This is a genomic window from Hymenobacter sp. BRD67, assembly GCF_013256425.1.
Classification (GTDB): domain Bacteria; phylum Bacteroidota; class Bacteroidia; order Cytophagales; family Hymenobacteraceae; genus Hymenobacter.
Genome location: NZ_CP053904.1, coordinates 3,768,926 through 3,783,491, shown reverse-complemented (window position 1 = coordinate 3,783,491; position 14,566 = coordinate 3,768,926). Strand labels below are relative to the sequence as shown.

Genomic DNA, 14,566 nt, shown 5'->3' with positions numbered 1-14,566 from the left:
TCAAGCTTTATAATTTAGCGTGTCTAGCGTCCAAAAATCACTTTAGGAGCTTACTTGCTAGCTTATGAAGTCTTCCTGCGCAAAAGCTTCCTTTATCATCAAGCACTTACTCGTGGCGCTTGGCGTAGTAGTCGGAGCCTGTGGAACTGATACACCGCCTGCTAATCACACTTCTCTAGCTGCTGCTGCCCCTACTAAGTCAACGCTCGCGAATGCCTCTTTTGCGGCTATTTTAGTGCAGACAGGCTTAGTAGCTCCCCAGCACCGAGCCTGGGTACGCTTTTGTGATACGACGCGCTTAGAAGCCTATCACTTGCCTCAGACACCCATCGCCGTCCGAAGCTGGTTAGCAGACTACTACACGCGGCTCGCCGACGGCGAAACCTTGCGACCAGACTCCCTACGCTTCGGCACCCGTCATCCAGCGCCGCCAGGCATGGTAGTTAGCCGTCCGCTACTTCGGCTAACGAGCGCCGCCGCGATGCAGCGTAGTCGACAGCAAACGCAGCACTTCCTCGCGCAACTGAAGCAGGCCGGACTGTTGAGCACCGCCGAATACCAGTACTTGCTGCCCTTAGCAGCAGGAGGGGAATTTTATGACCGCACCGCCTTACTACTCCGAGCGGATGAATGGTGGCGGCAACACCAACGCGAGCCGCACCCAGTGGTGGACACGGTACTACAACAAATCGGCCTGCTGAGCCCGGCGGCTGCCCAGCAACTGCGCCACCGTTGGACTGACCGGTGGGTAGTTGACCCCCTCGACGCCTTGTCGGCGGTGGCTGGGGCCCGCATCTTTTCGCGACGGGACTACCCTGCTGCGTTGGGTCCCTACCTAGCGCAACTGCACCACGACGTAGCGGCTTTGCTCCCAAGGTTCGCTTTCACGCATTTTCAGTACGAAGTGGTGCCAGCTAGCCAGTCAGCTAGTAGCGACCCCTCCCAGCCGCCAGCGGTACTCGTCCGGTTCCAGGTAGGGAAGCAGGCTTACACCCAGCGTAGTGACTTGCAAATGGACACTGGGCAACCGGGGGCACCTTGGGCTCGCCTAGCTACCCGCTACGAGCTCCCCGCTGAACAGTTTTACCAACTATTTAACCGGGTGTTGACCGACCAGCGCTCGCCTTACCGGCTAGCTTACCTGCCCTCTGCCGAAGCGGAGGGTACCCAGAACGTACGTGGGCGCTTTGGCTTAGTACGGCTCACGACGGCGCAATTTCAGGCGTTGGATACGCTGCCTGCAACTCCTCTCGGGCATCGGCCGCCCAGGACTTTCGGCTCTTACCAACCGATTCCATCACGGCGGCTATCCACACCTTTACCGCCTTGGGCTTTTTTCAACACTTATCGTCCCAACAGCGAGAAGTAGCCGCCCAGCGTGCTCAACAAACGCATTATCTCTTCCGAGAAGACATTTTGAAGTACTACCCAGGCAGCGTAGGCACCTACGAGGGCTGGCCACGCTACCCTACCTGGTCCTACACGCGGCTTGTGCACTTGCTAGCGCGGCTCTCGCAGGGGCACTTCGTGCCTCATCACGTAACCGACAACTGTCAACAGACAGATGGGGAGTTGCGATTTAAGGTGGGTCAGCGCTGGTACCAAACGCTCTTGCACCAAGCAAACGATTCGCCAGACCCGCGCCTCTTCCAACTCGTGCAGCGCGCCCTACACGAAGCAGGCAGTAGTGGCAAAATTTACCAAGTCCGGGGCGATTTAGGGCAGTCGCCCAGCGGCTTGGCCGCAGGCTATGTCTTTCTGCTGCCAGCAGCTGCCCAGCGGATTCGGTCCCAAGCCCTACTTACACTTAACGACCCGACCTTATCTGTGGCCCAGCAAATTGCCCAAGAAGAGGCTAACGGCACCCTCTAGCAGTACATGCTAGCAAAAAACTATGGTTCATAGCTCTCCCACCAGCAAAATTTTTGCAAGATATTGAGCCGGTTATTTTCCTTTTTGTTTCTTAGAATAGTTGATTAACATGAACTGTGTTGAACAGCCGAGCTTTAAGCGAGAGAGCTACTAAAATCAGCTTGGTAAGGCACGCCTGATTTGATGATGGCGAAAGCTTGCTTCAAAAGCTTGTTGCACACGGCAATCAGCGCTAATTTCTTGTTCTTGCCCTTGGCCACGAGTCGGTCAAAGAGGGCCGCGCAGGCTGCGTTCGTTTTTTTGGCTGAGAAGCTGCACATAAACAGTTTACCTCGAATCAAGCCGCCGCCCATTTTCGTGATGCGCATCCTGCCGCGAATGCTGGTGCCAGAAGTGTGCTCGCGGGGCGACAAACCGGCCATCGCAATGAGCTGTCGATAGTTATCCAGGCGGGTAAAGCCTCCGGCAAAGAGCAGCAGCATGCCCGCTGTCTTGCGCCCAATGCCGGGAATGGAGCAGAGTAACGCCATTTCGGCGGCAAAGCGTTGTTCTAGCAGGGCCAGCAGTTCGGCCTCGACCGCCGCTACTTGTTGGGTTAGGGCCTTGAACGTCTGTTGCAAGCGTTTCAGCGCCAGCTTGCTAATGATTGGTTGTTGCTGAAGGGCTTCCAATGCGTTGCCCACCATGACTTTTTGTTTCAGTAGCTGCTCGTTCACTTGTTCGAGTTGCCGACACTCAACTAGTACTGTTTCGTCCGGCTGCCAAACTTTGAGCGGCTGCTGCTGGCCATAGCGCAGCAGCCACTGCGCATCTTTGCGGTCACTTTTGCCTTTACTCAAGTGCATCTGAATGAAGCGCTTGATGACGAGCGGATTCAGGACCGCTACCTGGCCACCCTGCTCATGCAAGTAATAGGCTAAGGCCAAATTGTAGGTACCCGTGGCTTCCATCACAAACTGGCAATGAGCGCCGCAAGCCTTCACTAGCTGCTGAAAGCCGGCTTTGCTATTGCTGACTTCCAGGTGCTGGGCCTGGTCGTTAACCTGGTAACAGACGGCCAGCGTGGCCTTGCTCACGTCGATGCCGACAACCGGCAGGTGGTTCATATCCATAACGAGGTGGGGTGAAGAAGAAGAAAACGCGTAAAAAGGACTTCCAGGGAATCTTTTGCTATCCTGATACAGGCTCTCGGGCCTCATGGAACTGTTCAAAGTAGCCCTAGAAAAGGACGGGGATTGTCATGTTAAACGGGCTCTAGTGCCCCATAACAGTGGAATCTTATTCCGTCCCTTTCCTTCTTGTTCAACCAAGTTACAGGCCGTGCCTGAACATAGGATAGAAGCTGTTTAGGAAGTAGGCTGGAAACAAAAAAGACTCCCACGGCGGAGAGAAATTTGGGGTGCGACCCAACCAAGTTTCTTACGCCTGCCCGTGGAAGTCCTCTCCAAAGATATCATCGTGACCTGGCTACTGCCCTATTTACCCTTTCCCAGCCAGGGCCGGCGGCGGCGCGTGGCTCCGGCCGAGGTGGTGGGCGCCATTCTCTACAAACTCAAAACCGGCTGTCAGTGGCGCTGGCTACCGGTGGCCGCCCTATTCAGCGGCGAGCCCCTGAGTTGGCAGGGGGTGTACTATCATTTCCACACCTGGAGCAAACAAGGGGCCTGGAAAAAGCTGTGGCTGACGCTCTTGCGCCTACACCGCCGCTTGCTCGACCTCTCCAGCGTGCAACTCGACGGCAGCCACACACCGGCCAAGAACGGCGGGGTGGCCGTGGGCTACCAGGGCCGCAAAGCGGCGCGCACCACCAACGCCCTGTTCCTGGCCGACAACCAGGGCCAGCCGCTGGCCCTGGCCACGCCCCAGGCCGGGCAGCACCACGATACGTTTGAGCTGGAAGCCGTCTTTGGCGAGCTTTGCCAAACGTTGGAGCAGGCGGACCTGTGCCTGCAAGGCTTGTTTCTGAACGCCGACAAAGCCTTTGATGTCAACAGCTTACGCCAGGCCTGTGCCCACCGCGATATTGAGGTCAACATCCCGCGCAACCGGCGTTCGGCCGACTGGCAAATCGACGATGATACCCTGTTTGACCCCGAACTCTACCGCCGCCGACAGGTTATTGAGCAACTCAACGCCTGGCTCGACGGCTTCAAAACGCTACTCGTGCGCTTTGAAACCTGCCTGCATACCTGGCTGGCGTTTCACTGGCTGGCCTTTACCGTGCTACTGCTGCGCAGAATTGGTCGCTCGCCTACTTCCTAAACAGCTTCATAAAAAGTCTTATAACCACCACCTCGGAATAAGTGCGGGTTTTGGCCTCACCGGCCGCTGTGCCCGGCGTGGTACTTTTCCGGTTTGGGGTCTTGTTTTTAGCGGTGTTGGGCAGTCTACGAAACTTGTCCCTCCGGCCGGTTTCGTAAACTTTGAATCGTAGACGAGTTTCTTAAACTCGCCGGGCCCTGCACCGGCCTGCTGGCACTTGGTGCGGGGCTGCTGTTCGCAGTTTAAGAAAGGGAGCATTTAATGAAGCTCATTCCGCTTCACTCTTATGCGGGAAGTAGATAATGCCAAGTACCTCCTTCAGATTTTCCTCTACAAATAGAATGCAATCGCCCTCCAGGCACTCGACGTCGAGAAGACGGATGTTGGCCAGTGAGCTAGCAGCCATTGCTTCTACCGCCTCCCTTAATCCCTCGTAAAATTCCCCTGTGACGTATTGAGTTAATCCCAGACGGGTCTCATAGACATCGTATAAACGGTAACGGGGCATTACAAAATCCACAGTAGCCGAAGGGGCCAGTTCTTGAAGGAGCGCGAGTAGTTCAGGATTAGAAGAATCCCCCTTGTCCATTAAACCGTACAGTACATATTGTGAAATAGGCAGCATGAGAGCAGGAAAGGCGGTAAAACGATAAGATAAGCACCCTATTAAGGGAAAGTCCGAAGGATAAACGAGCATTCACGAAAACGGTGATTTAAATGAGCCAGAGCCACTTTTACATACTGCAAACGACCGTGGCTGTTGCAGAACTCCAGGTGGGTAGGCACTCAGTTAGAGAACTGACTTGAAGAGAGTTAGAATCGGTCAACCAAGCGCTAAAAAGCGAGCTATAGGGCCCTTGTTGCGCCGGGTATAGGGCCAGTGCCACGCTGGCGGGCTGCTTTGGCTGATGCTTGAGCAGCTTCTTCAAGTTGTAGGCAATCGCACTGAGCAGCATAGTTTTATGAGCTGCTGCCTGGCCCTTGGTGCCGACCCGTCGTAGCCCGTAGTGGTGGAGTAAGCTGCCAAAAACTGGTTCGACGGTGCGTTGCCGGAGCCGGCGCATCTGCTGGCCGGCCCGACTGTGTTGCCGGTGCCACGCGCGCCGATAGGCCGCATCAAAAGCCGAGCGCACGAACTTCTGCTGGGGCGCGGCCGGGGTGCAGCTCATCTTCAACGGGCAGTGCTGGCAGTCCTGATAAGCCGCCCGGTAATTCTTGACCCAGTTGCCGTCTTTGCTGGTGGCATAATTGCGAAAAGGCAGCAACTTGCCCGCTGGACAGCGAAACGCATCTAGCTCCGTTTCATACGTAAAGCCTTCGGGGGCTGGCTTGTAGTGCCCAAACACGGGAATCCAGGGCGTAATCCCGCGCTGCTCCAGAAAAACATAGTTGAAGCCGTTGGAGTAGCCCGTATCAGCTACCAAGTCGTGCATGGGCAACTCGTTGGTCGCTAGCCGGGTTTGCAGCCGAGCGACCAGCTCTGGCAAGTGCGCACTGTCGCGACGGTCGGCAAAGTCGGCTTGGATGTGGCTGATGAGGCCGCTGGCTGTGTCCACGGCCACGCTGCACAGATAGTTGAGGGCGCGGGCTTTGCCGGGCTTGACGGAAATGCGCGCTTCGGGGTCGGTGGGACTATAGTGGGTCTTATTGCTCAGCAGCTGGGCTTTGGGGTGCTGGGCGCCCAGTCCACCCGGCCCGGCTTGCCGTTTGGCCCGCCGGGCCGCCTCGCGGCGCAGCTGGTGGGCAGGTGTGGACTGCTCGACGGGGACTGGTAGCACCGGCGGCTTGCCGGCAACTGTTAAGGAAGGGCCCACGGCCGCGGACTTCTCGCGCAGCGTATCGAGCGAAGCCGCCGCTTTGACGGGGGCCGAATCTACCACCTGCGTATCGCCCGCCACTAGCCCGGCGCGCACGCACTGGGCAAATACCTGGTCGAACAGGTGCTCAAAGACGGCAGTCGGATACAGCTGGCGGGTGCGGCTAATGGTCGAGTGCCAAGGCAAATCCTCGTCGACTTCGTAGCCCAGAAAGTAGAGGATATCGAGCCGCAGGGCGCACTGCTCGATTAAGCGGCGGTCGCTGACGATATTTTCCAGCCGCCCCACTAGTACCAACTTGAAAAACACGACGGGGTCGAGCGAAGGCTGCCCGGTATGACTGTAAACGGGGCGGGTCTGCTCACGCAGGAACTCCCAGTCCAAGAGGTCGCGCAAACGACGATAGAAATTGTGCTTGGGCACGCGCTCGGAGAGGCGGAAGCACAGGCTGAGTTTATCGTGGAAGTCTTTCTGGCCTTGCATCCGTTTTATACGAGCGCCCTACTTCTCCGATACTTCTGCAACAGCCACGACCGTTTCCAATACGTGAAATAAAATAATGCTTCTCAAACACTGCCTTACTCCTGAACGCAGGAATCAGTCAGGAATAGGGAGTGAAGCAGCCGTCGGACTTATAGCTTAGCTGAAAAAGGTAAACATGAGGGCCAGCGCTACGATGAACACCAGATAGCCCATCGGACAAAATATACTGGCGGTAGCGCTGATAAAACTCGCGGAGGCGATGCATAGGAACGGGGAAGGGGCCTGTCGAAGGTACGTCGGCTAAATTTTGCGTACTTTTGAGGCTATTCCTGTTCGATAAATTAATGGCTGTTATACCGCTCAAGCGCTGGATTTTTGCGCCCTCGCCCGACCCCGCCGTGGTGGCCGGGCTGGGGCAGGCGCTGAGCCTCAGCCCGGTACTGGCCCGCCTGCTGGTGCAGCGTGGCATTGAAACCCCGGCTGCGGCCCGCGATTTTTTTGAACCCGACCTGGCTAAGCTGGCCTCGCCCTGGCTGATGTGTGACATGGACCGCGCCGTGGCCCGCCTGCGCCAGGCCATTGACGGGGGCGAGAAGCTGCTGGTACTGGGCGACTACGATGTCGATGGTATTACGTCGGTAGCCTTGATAATCAGCTACCTGCGGCCACTGGTAGATGCCCCTGATACCCCCGAAGAAGAAAGCCGCCTGCAACCCTACATCCCCGACCGCCACCGCGAAGGCTACGGCATCTCGATGCAGGCCGTGGACTACGCGCAGCAGCAGGGCGTAGGGCTGATAATTGCGCTCGACTGCGGCGTTAAGGCCGTGGAGCAGGTAGCGTATGCCAATACGCTGGGTATCGACTTCGTAATCTGTGACCACCACTTGCCCGGCGATGAGCTGCCGCCCGCCGTGGCCGTGCTCGACCCCAAGCGCCTGGATTGCAATTATCCGTACCCCGACTTGTCGGGCTGCGGCGTAGGCTTTAAGCTGTTGCAGGCTTTTACCGAAAAGCTGAATCTGCCGCTCGCCCCCTCTATGCCCAGCTCGACCTCGTAACGGTGAGCATTGCCGCCGATGTAGTGCCCGTAACCGGCGAAAACCGGATTCTGGCCGCTCACGGCCTGCGCCGCTTCAATGTAACGCAAGCCGCGGCGTTTGCCGTGCCACAAGCATCGGCCCTGGCTTCGGCCGATACCCTCGACGGCCCCGCCCCGCTGCTGAGCTTACTGTCTGCTACCGCCAGCGAAGGGTTACGCCCTGGCCTGGCGGCGTTGCACGAGCTGGCCACTCCACGACAGGGGCCGCTGAGCCTTAGCTCATTGGTGTTTGGGTTTGCGCCGCGCATCAACGCTGCCGGGCGCATGGGCGATGCCCATCGCGCCGTAAATATGCTGCTGGCCTCTACCCAGCAGGAGGCCCGCTACACGGCCGAGGTGGTAGACCACATGAACCAGGAGCGCCGCCTCTCCGATGCGCGAACAACCCAGGAGGCCCTGGCGCTGATTGCCGAAGACCCCGCCGGGCCTACGGCACCCGCCACGGTGCTTTACCAGCCGCACTGGCCGCAGGGCGTGCTGGGCATTGTAGCCTCGCGCTGCCTCGACCAATACTACCGGCCCACCGTTATCCTTACCGAGCGCGACGGCCTGGCTACCGGCTCGGCCCGTTCCGTATCGGGGTTTGATGTGCACGAGGTGCTGGAGGCCTGTGCGCCGCTGCTCCGGCAGTTTGGCGGGCACAAGGCGGCGGCCGGCCTGGCGCTGCCCATCGAAAACGTGCCGGCTTTCCGCGAGCAGTTTATGCGCGAGGTGGCGGCCCGGCTGCCCGTGGGCCAGCTGCCGGTACGTCCTGTTGAAGTTGATGCAGAGGTAGATTTTACCCAGCTCACCGAGGAGTTTTTGGGGCAGCTGGGTCGCCTGGAGCCCTACGGGCCCGGCAACCCCGCGCCCATATTTGCCAGCTACGGCGTACGGGCCGTGCCTGGCTCAGTACGGCCGGTAGGGCAGGCCGGCCATCTTAAAATCAGGCTGATGCAGCCGGGCAAGTCGCCGGGTATGGTGCTCGAAGCTATTGGATTTGGGCTGGGCCACTACCTGACCCGCCTGCTCGAAACCCCCGATACCGAGATTGGCGTGTGCTACACCCTGGAAATGAATGAGTTCAGAGGGCAGCGCACCTTACAGCTGCGCCTGATTGACCTGCGTTGGGGAGAGTAAATTAATGGTTAATTTGTTAATGGCTAATGATTGATATCGTATAAAATATATATTACTTATCGAATAATTACCCATTAAAAAATGCGCTATGTCTCGCTCGACCTTGAAACCAGTGGCTCCGACCCGCTTCGCCACCAGGTATTAGAGCTTGCTGCTGTAGTGGAAGACACCCGCCGCTCGGCCACAACGCCGCTGGCCGAGCTGCCGGCCTTTCGCCGGGCACTGCGCTACCGCGAGCTGACCGGCACGCCCGGCGCCCTGGCTCTGAATGCCCGCCTGCTGCAAGATCTGGCTGATAAGGGCAACGCCGGGGCGGCTGACATCTGCCAGCCCGAGGACGTGCTGCCGCAGCTGCGGGAGTTTCTGCTGGCTAATGGCTTCAAAACCAATAAGCAGGACTGCGTGAGCGTCACGCTGGCCGGCAAAAATGTGGGCACCTTCGACCTGCTTTTCCTGCGGCAGCTGCCAGGCTGGGGCACCCTGGTAAAAGCTGACCCGGCCGTGCTCGACCCGGCCGCCTTTTACCTCAATTGGCACAAAGACTCGCGCCTGCCGAGTATGCTTATCTGCCAGGCCCGCGCCGGCGACGCCGAGCCCCACGTAGCCCACGAGGCCCTGGCCGACGCGCTGGAGGTAGTGCGCCTGTTGCGACCCTTCTACGAGCGGCCAGCCTATAAAATGGATAAGGAGGGTGCTAGGTAATTGGGCGTCACGACGCCCAATTACCTAGCACCCTCCTTATCCATTACTTATTTACTCATTGCTACCAGCTGCCGCTGGCGCCGCCGCCGCCGCTGCTGCCGCCCCCGAAGCCGCCAAAGCCACCCCCGCCTCCTCCACCGCCGAAGCCGCCCCCGCCACCAAACACCCCCGGCCACCGGAGAAGTCGCCGAAGATGATAGGCGCAATGAAGCCGCCGCCCCGGCCACCCCGGCCGCCACCACCCCGCGAGCGCAGAATGAAAAACAGCACGAGTACGCCAATAATTATCCAGAAGCCCGGCCCGGAGCCCGAGTTGTCGCGGCTGCCGCCCTGGCGCTGCGCATCGGCCGGGTCGGCCTTGTATTCGCCTTTTGCCAGGGCAATAAGCTGGTCGGTAGCCCGGTCGAGGCCCGCATAGTAGTTTTTTTGCTGGAATGCCGGCACCAGCGTATTGCTGATGATACGCTTGGCCAGCGCATCCGGGATGGCCCCCTCCATGCCGTAGCCGGTTTGGATGCGCGCATCGTGCTCTTTGACGGCGACGAGCACCAGCACGCCGTTGTCTTTGCCCTTGCGCCCAATGCCCCAGCTTTCGTACAGCTTCTGGGCATAGTCGGCAATGTCGTTGCCATCGAGCGTGGGCACGGTAACGACGGCAATCTGCGACGACGTGCTGTCGTTGTAGGCTACCAGCTTTTGCTCCAGCGCCGTTACTTCCTGGGGCTGCAGTAGCCCGGCCAGGTCATTTACCAGGTGCGGCGGGTCGGGGCGGGCGGGCACGTTCTGAGCATGGGCGCTCAGACTTAGTGCCAGCCAGAACAAGAGAAGCCAAAGGCCGGCTACCAGGCGCGAGGCAAGGTGCCGTGGCTGCATTATAAGCAGAGAGTTCATTGGCCTGAGGTGGATGGAATATCGCTTCCGTAAGATATATCGTCGTCGAGCTCATTGACATCGGTAGCCGCATCGTATGGAAATAGCTGCCGCAGCTGCTCGCCCACCAGCCGGATGCCCCGCTCGAGTCCGGTTACGTATTGCTCCTGCCGAAAATGGCCCACCACGGTTTCCTTCACGTCTTCCCAGAAGTCGTCGGGTACCGACGAGTTGATGCCCGCATCGCCCACCACGGCAAACTGCCGCGTTTGCCAGGCCAGGTAAAACAGAACCCCATTGCGGAGCTTGGTGTGGTGCATCTTCAGCTCGGCAAATACCTGCGCGGCCCGGTCGAGGGGTTCCGGCGTCGGGCATTTGTCTTCCAGATGGAGCCGTATTTCGCCCGAGGTGCGCAGCTCAGCGGCCTTAATGGCGGCCACGAGTGCTTTTTCCTGCTCGGGAGTAAGGGGATGAGTCATGGCAGAGAAATAAGGTAAAAGTTAGGAGTTATGAGTCAAAAAAGTAAAAGTTAAGAAGCTGGCGGGAGGGGAGTTGGCAAAGAAATTCTTGGTTGCCTTCTCTTCCCGCAGCTGCTTAACTTTTAACTCACAACGGTTAACTCTACTTGCTGCCGGCTGGCGTGTTGCCGCCGCTCATGTCGCCAAAATCAACTTTGGGCGCCTCCTTGGCGGCAGGGTCGGCCTCAAAATAGCCCTTGGCCGGGAAGCCGAACATACCCGCAAACAAGTTGTTGGGAAACGAGCGGGTGAACGTGTTGTAGTCGTTTACGCTCTCGTTGAACTTGTTGCGCTCTACGTTTATGCGGTTTTCGGTGCCTTCAATCTGGGCTTGCAGCTCCTGAAAGTTGGCATTGGCTTTCAGCTCGGGATAATTTTCGGATACTGCCAGCAAGCGGCCCAGGCCGGAAGAAAGCTGGCTTTGGGCCGCCTGAAACTTCTGGATATTTTCGGGCGTCAGCTGGTCGGCCGACAGCTGCACGCTCGTCGCCTTGGCCCGCGCCTCCATAACCCCTTCGAGGGTCGATTTTTCAAAATTAGCGGCACCCTTTACCGTATTTACGAGGTTAGGAATGAGGTCGGAGCGTCGTTGGTAGGCGCTCTGCACATTGGCCCACTGGGCTTTAACGGCCTGGTCGCGCTGAACCATGCCGTTGTAGCCGCACGATGACTGCGAGAGCAGCGTGACCATGGCGGCGAAGTAGAGAAGAAGGCGTTTCATGAGAGAAAGAAAGAAGTGAGGGAAAAAGAACAAGTATCTTAGCCGGCTGTGGCTGCCAACCTGCTGCCAGCGCCGAACTCCGGCCGCCGCTGGTAGTTTAGTAGCTAGCGGCCGGCCAAAGTACGCAAGCTCACCTTTACCGTTGTGCTAGCGGCGGTTTCATGCCCATCTTTCAGCCGGCTTACGCGGGCTTTGGCCCGGTACGCGCTAGCTGTTTCTCGTCTTTTTCTCCGTTTTCCCTCTAGTGAAAGCCATTATTCCTGTTGCTGGCATTGGCTCGCGCCTGCGCCCCCACACCCACACCCAGCCCAAGAGCCTGGTACCGGTGGCTGGCAATACCATTCTGGGCCACATCATTGACCGCCTGCGTGGGGCGGGCCTCACCGAGTTCGTATTCATCATTGGCTATCTGGGCGAGAAAATTGAGCAGTACGTGCGCCGCAACTACCCCGAGCTCAACTCCACCTTTGTGGTGCAGGAGCCGCGCGAAGGCCTGGGCCATGCCCTGTGGGTAGCCCGCGAAACCTTCCGCCACGACCCTGATGGCGTGCTCATCATGCTCGGCGATACCATTGTCGATATTGATTTGCCGGCGCTGCTTCGCCAGCCCGGCTCGGTGCTGGCCGTGAAAGAGGTGAAAACGCCCAGCCTGTTTGGCCTCGTTGAAACCAACGCCGCCGGCGAGGTCAGCCGCGTGGTGGAAAAGCCCCGCATTCCGAAGTCGAACTACGCGCTGGTGGGCCTCTACAAAATTGCCAACGCCGAAAAGCTGGCCGAAGCCCTGGAGTGGCTGCTCAGCACCGGCCGCCGCACCCATGAGGAGTACCAGCTTACCGATGCGCTGATGCACCTCATTGAGGAAGGGGAGCCCATGCGCACGGCCGCCGTCGATAACTGGTTTGACTGCGGCCGCAAGGAAACGCTGCTCGAAGCCAACGCCCGCCTGCTCGACCAGCCCGAGTTTCGGCAGGTGCGCGAGTATCCCGAGTTTCCCGACACGGTCATTATTCCGCCGGTGAGCATTGGAGTAGGCTGCCGCATTGAGCACGCCATTATCGGCCCTAATGTGGCTATCGGCGACCGCACCATTATCCGCCACACCATCGTCAGCGACAGCATCATCGGCTCGTACTCCGAGCTTAGCTCGGCCGTGATGAGCGACTGCATTGTGGGCTCCGACGCCTCTTTTCGGGGCCTCAACCACAGCCTTAACCTGGGCGACAACACCGAAATCGATTATAGTCAGGCGCGAGGGTAGTAGTGAAGGCCGTAAGGTGGTTAGCTAACCACCACGTTGTCAATCAGCCGCACACCATCCAGGTGAGCAGCCACGCACAGCACCACGCTGCGGCCGGTTTCGTACGTGGTCACCGGCTGCAAGGTCTGGGCATCGGCCACTTCAAAGTACTCGGGCTTGAATTTGGGCTCGTGGGCCAGTGCGGCCAGCGCCTGGGCCTGCACCTGGTCAGTTGCCAGGCCCAGGCGTACCTGCCCGGCCGCCTGCTCCAGCACTTGGTGCAGCAGCGGGGCCACGGCTCGCGCTGCGGGCGAGAGGCGGCTATTGCGCGACGACATGGCCAGGCCATCAGCTTCGCGCACCGTAGGGTATACCACCAGCTCCAGGTCGAACGATAAATCGGCAATCAGCTGGCGCACAATGGCTACCTGCTGAAAGTCCTTTTGCCCAAAATAAGCCGCGTGTGGCCGGGCCAGGTGAAACAGCTTGCTGACCACCGTGGCTACGCCATTGAAATGGCCGGGACGGTGAGCGCCTTCCATCACCCGCTCCAAGGCGCCAAAGTCGAAGCGAAGGATAGAGGGTTGTGGATATATCTCCGCTACTGCGGGCATAAACAGCGCTGTGCAGCCCGCCGGGGCCAGCAGGGCCGCATCCTGCTCGGGCAGGCGTGGGTAGAGCCGCAGGTCGTCGGGGTTGTTAAACTGCGTAGGGTTGACAAAAATGCTGGCGATAACCTCATCGCATTCAGCCGCTGCCGCTTGCACCAGCTGGAGGTGGCCATCGTGCAGGGCGCCCATGGTGGGCACCAGGCCCAGGCGGCGGCCCGCCCGGCGGTTGGCCTCCGCGTAGGCCCGCAGCTCGGCGGCGGTAGTAAAAATATGCATCAAGCTAAGAGATAGTACGATACAGCTGAACGAATTTTATTGAAAATTCGGGAAAAAATGCGTAATTTTGTGGAGCCAATCTATGGCCTGTTACCAAATCCTTTAGTCAATCCGTTATGTCGAAGTTGCGCATTCTGTACGCGGCCACCGAAATAGACCCCTTTCTCCAGACTACGAAGGTAGCGGAGCTGCTACGCCGCCTACCGGCCGGAATGCAGGAGTCAGGAGCTGAAATCCGGATTTTTGTACCGCGTTTTGGCATCATCAACGAGCGCAAGAATCGGCTGCACGAAGTGGTTCGCCTCTCGGGCATCAACATTGCAGTAGGCGACGACGAAAAGCCGTTGGTGATTAAGGTGGCATCCATTCCGACTGCGAAGCTACAGGTTTATTTTATCGACAACGAAGATTACTTCCACCGCAAGTCGGCGCTGGTTGATAAAAACGACAAGTTTTACCTCGATAATGACGAGCGGGCCATCTTCTTCTGCAAGGGCGTGCTCGAAACGGTAAAGAAGCTCGGCTGGTCGCCCGACATCGTGCATTGCAACGACTGGATGACCTCGCTCATCCCGCTCTACCTGAAAACGACTTACAAGAAGGACCCGGTTTTTAAGGATGCCAAATCGGTATTTACAGTGTACAACAACGAGTTTCTGGACAAATTTGAAGGCAACCTGGTCGAAAAGGCCAAGATGCTCGACATCGACGACCAGATGCTCACCTCCCTTAAGTCGGCCGATTTTTCGGGCTTCGTAAAGCTCGGGATGGAGTACGCTGATACGGTGGTGCGCTCCGACGAAGATTTTTCGGATAACCTCAATGGCCTGTTTAAGGAATACGCCCTCAACAATCGCCTGAGCCAGGTAGCGGCCGACGAAAATCTGCTATCCTCGTATCAAGCCCTCTACGATGAATTGGCTGCCAATTAAGCAGTAAGCCAGCCAACTGCCTATTGCGCGGCTCCGTTGTAACT

Annotated in this window: 14 protein-coding genes; 7 read left to right on the top strand and 7 right to left on the bottom strand. The window is 58.4% G+C overall.

Translation table 11 applies throughout. The features are described 5' to 3' along the window. Window positions 1-1,416 precede the first annotated feature (1,416 nt). Entirely contained in the window at window positions 1,417-1,872 is a 456-nt protein-coding gene (locus GKZ67_RS17640) for a hypothetical protein (RefSeq protein ID WP_173244962.1), read from the top strand. Window positions 1,873-2,006: 134 nt separating this feature from the next. On the opposite strand, the gene GKZ67_RS17635 is transcribed toward GKZ67_RS17640, so the two are convergent. Then, entirely contained in the window at window positions 2,007-2,978 is a 972-nt protein-coding gene (locus GKZ67_RS17635) for an IS110 family transposase (protein WP_173243171.1), read from the bottom strand. 325 nt (window positions 2,979-3,303) lie between these two features. Here GKZ67_RS17635 and GKZ67_RS17630 point away from each other — a divergent pair, with 325 nt between their 5' ends. After that, a complete protein-coding gene (locus tag GKZ67_RS17630) occupies window positions 3,304-4,134 on the top strand; it encodes an IS5 family transposase (RefSeq protein ID WP_410505028.1) in 831 nt (276 codons plus the stop codon). A gap of 268 nt (window positions 4,135-4,402) precedes the next feature. Here the strand turns inward: GKZ67_RS17630 and GKZ67_RS17625 are convergent, their stop codons facing one another. Next, entirely contained in the window at window positions 4,403-4,759 is a 357-nt protein-coding gene (locus GKZ67_RS17625; protein WP_173244958.1) for a hypothetical protein, read from the bottom strand. 109 nt (window positions 4,760-4,868) lie between these two features. Continuing rightward, the gene (locus tag GKZ67_RS17620; RefSeq protein WP_173244955.1) at window positions 4,869-6,434 is read right to left on the bottom strand and encodes an IS1182 family transposase; all 1,566 of its coding nucleotides are present in this window, start codon (window positions 6,432-6,434) and stop codon (window positions 4,869-4,871) included. Window positions 6,435-6,778: 344 nt separating this feature from the next. Here GKZ67_RS17620 and GKZ67_RS23845 point away from each other — a divergent pair, with 344 nt between their 5' ends. The 3 genes from GKZ67_RS23845 to GKZ67_RS17610 all read left to right on the top strand — a co-directional run bounded on the left by GKZ67_RS23845 (window position 6,779) and on the right by GKZ67_RS17610 (window position 9,357). Further along, window positions 6,779-7,495, top strand: coding sequence for a single-stranded-DNA-specific exonuclease RecJ (locus GKZ67_RS23845; RefSeq protein ID WP_254244909.1), 717 nt, complete (start codon window positions 6,779-6,781; stop codon window positions 7,493-7,495). Window positions 7,496-7,497: 2 nt separating this feature from the next. Further along, window positions 7,498-8,655, top strand: a complete 1,158-nt coding sequence (locus tag GKZ67_RS23840) for a single-stranded-DNA-specific exonuclease RecJ (RefSeq protein WP_254244908.1) — start codon at window positions 7,498-7,500, stop codon at window positions 8,653-8,655. 81 nt (window positions 8,656-8,736) lie between these two features. Further along, entirely contained in the window at window positions 8,737-9,357 is a 621-nt protein-coding gene (locus tag GKZ67_RS17610) for a hypothetical protein (RefSeq protein WP_173244952.1), read from the top strand. A 51-nt stretch (window positions 9,358-9,408) separates the two neighbouring features. Here GKZ67_RS17610 and GKZ67_RS17605 read toward each other — a convergent pair whose 3' ends face one another. The 3 genes from GKZ67_RS17605 to GKZ67_RS17595 form a co-directional block, all read right to left on the bottom strand. Continuing rightward, the gene (locus GKZ67_RS17605) at window positions 9,409-10,248 is read right to left on the bottom strand and encodes a TPM domain-containing protein (protein ID WP_317172179.1); all 840 of its coding nucleotides are present in this window, start codon (window positions 10,246-10,248) and stop codon (window positions 9,409-9,411) included. Then, the gene (locus GKZ67_RS17600) at window positions 10,245-10,706 is read right to left on the bottom strand and encodes a TPM domain-containing protein (protein WP_173244949.1); all 462 of its coding nucleotides are present in this window, start codon (window positions 10,704-10,706) and stop codon (window positions 10,245-10,247) included. The genes GKZ67_RS17605 and GKZ67_RS17600 overlap by 4 nt, the downstream gene beginning before the upstream one ends. Before the next feature lie 142 nt (window positions 10,707-10,848). Further along, window positions 10,849-11,466, bottom strand: coding sequence for a LemA family protein (locus GKZ67_RS17595; RefSeq protein WP_151086651.1), 618 nt, complete (start codon window positions 11,464-11,466; stop codon window positions 10,849-10,851). Window positions 11,467-11,710: 244 nt separating this feature from the next. On the opposite strand from GKZ67_RS17595, the gene GKZ67_RS17590 reads away from it, so the two are divergent. After that, window positions 11,711-12,724 carry a sugar phosphate nucleotidyltransferase gene (locus tag GKZ67_RS17590; RefSeq protein WP_173244946.1) on the top strand — a complete coding sequence of 338 codons (1,014 nt, stop codon included), beginning with the start codon at window positions 11,711-11,713 and terminating at the stop codon, window positions 12,722-12,724. A 20-nt stretch (window positions 12,725-12,744) separates the two neighbouring features. Here the strand turns inward: GKZ67_RS17590 and panC are convergent, their stop codons facing one another. After that, window positions 12,745-13,590 carry a pantoate--beta-alanine ligase gene (panC, locus tag GKZ67_RS17585; protein WP_173244943.1) on the bottom strand — a complete coding sequence of 282 codons (846 nt, stop codon included), beginning with the start codon at window positions 13,588-13,590 and terminating at the stop codon, window positions 12,745-12,747. 116 nt (window positions 13,591-13,706) lie between these two features. On the opposite strand from panC, the gene GKZ67_RS17580 reads away from it, so the two are divergent. Next, complete coding sequence (locus GKZ67_RS17580) at window positions 13,707-14,522, top strand: glycogen/starch synthase (protein WP_173244940.1); 816 nt, start codon at window positions 13,707-13,709, stop codon at window positions 14,520-14,522. Window positions 14,523-14,566 lie beyond the last annotated feature (44 nt).

Excerpts from the sequence above, each read along its gene's own strand:
- GKZ67_RS17635 (WP_173243171.1), bottom strand. The coding sequence starts at position 2,978 with ATGAACCACCTGCCGGTTGTCGGCATCGACGTGAGCAAGGCCACGCTG.
- GKZ67_RS17625 (WP_173244958.1), bottom strand. The coding sequence starts at position 4,759 with ATGCTGCCTATTTCACAATATGTACTGTACGGTTTAATGGACAAGGGG.
- GKZ67_RS17620 (WP_173244955.1), bottom strand. The coding sequence starts at position 6,434 with ATGCAAGGCCAGAAAGACTTCCACGATAAACTCAGCCTGTGCTTCCGC.
- GKZ67_RS23845 (WP_254244909.1), top strand. The coding sequence starts at position 6,779 with ATGGCTGTTATACCGCTCAAGCGCTGGATTTTTGCGCCCTCGCCCGAC.
- GKZ67_RS17610 (WP_173244952.1), top strand. The coding sequence starts at position 8,737 with ATGCGCTATGTCTCGCTCGACCTTGAAACCAGTGGCTCCGACCCGCTT.
- GKZ67_RS17605 (WP_317172179.1), bottom strand. The coding sequence starts at position 10,248 with ATGAACTCTCTGCTTATAATGCAGCCACGGCACCTTGCCTCGCGCCTG.
- GKZ67_RS17600 (WP_173244949.1), bottom strand. The coding sequence starts at position 10,706 with ATGACTCATCCCCTTACTCCCGAGCAGGAAAAAGCACTCGTGGCCGCC.
- GKZ67_RS17595 (WP_151086651.1), bottom strand. The coding sequence starts at position 11,466 with ATGAAACGCCTTCTTCTCTACTTCGCCGCCATGGTCACGCTGCTCTCG.
- panC (WP_173244943.1), bottom strand. The coding sequence starts at position 13,590 with ATGCATATTTTTACTACCGCCGCCGAGCTGCGGGCCTACGCGGAGGCC.
- GKZ67_RS17580 (WP_173244940.1), top strand. The coding sequence starts at position 13,707 with ATGTCGAAGTTGCGCATTCTGTACGCGGCCACCGAAATAGACCCCTTT.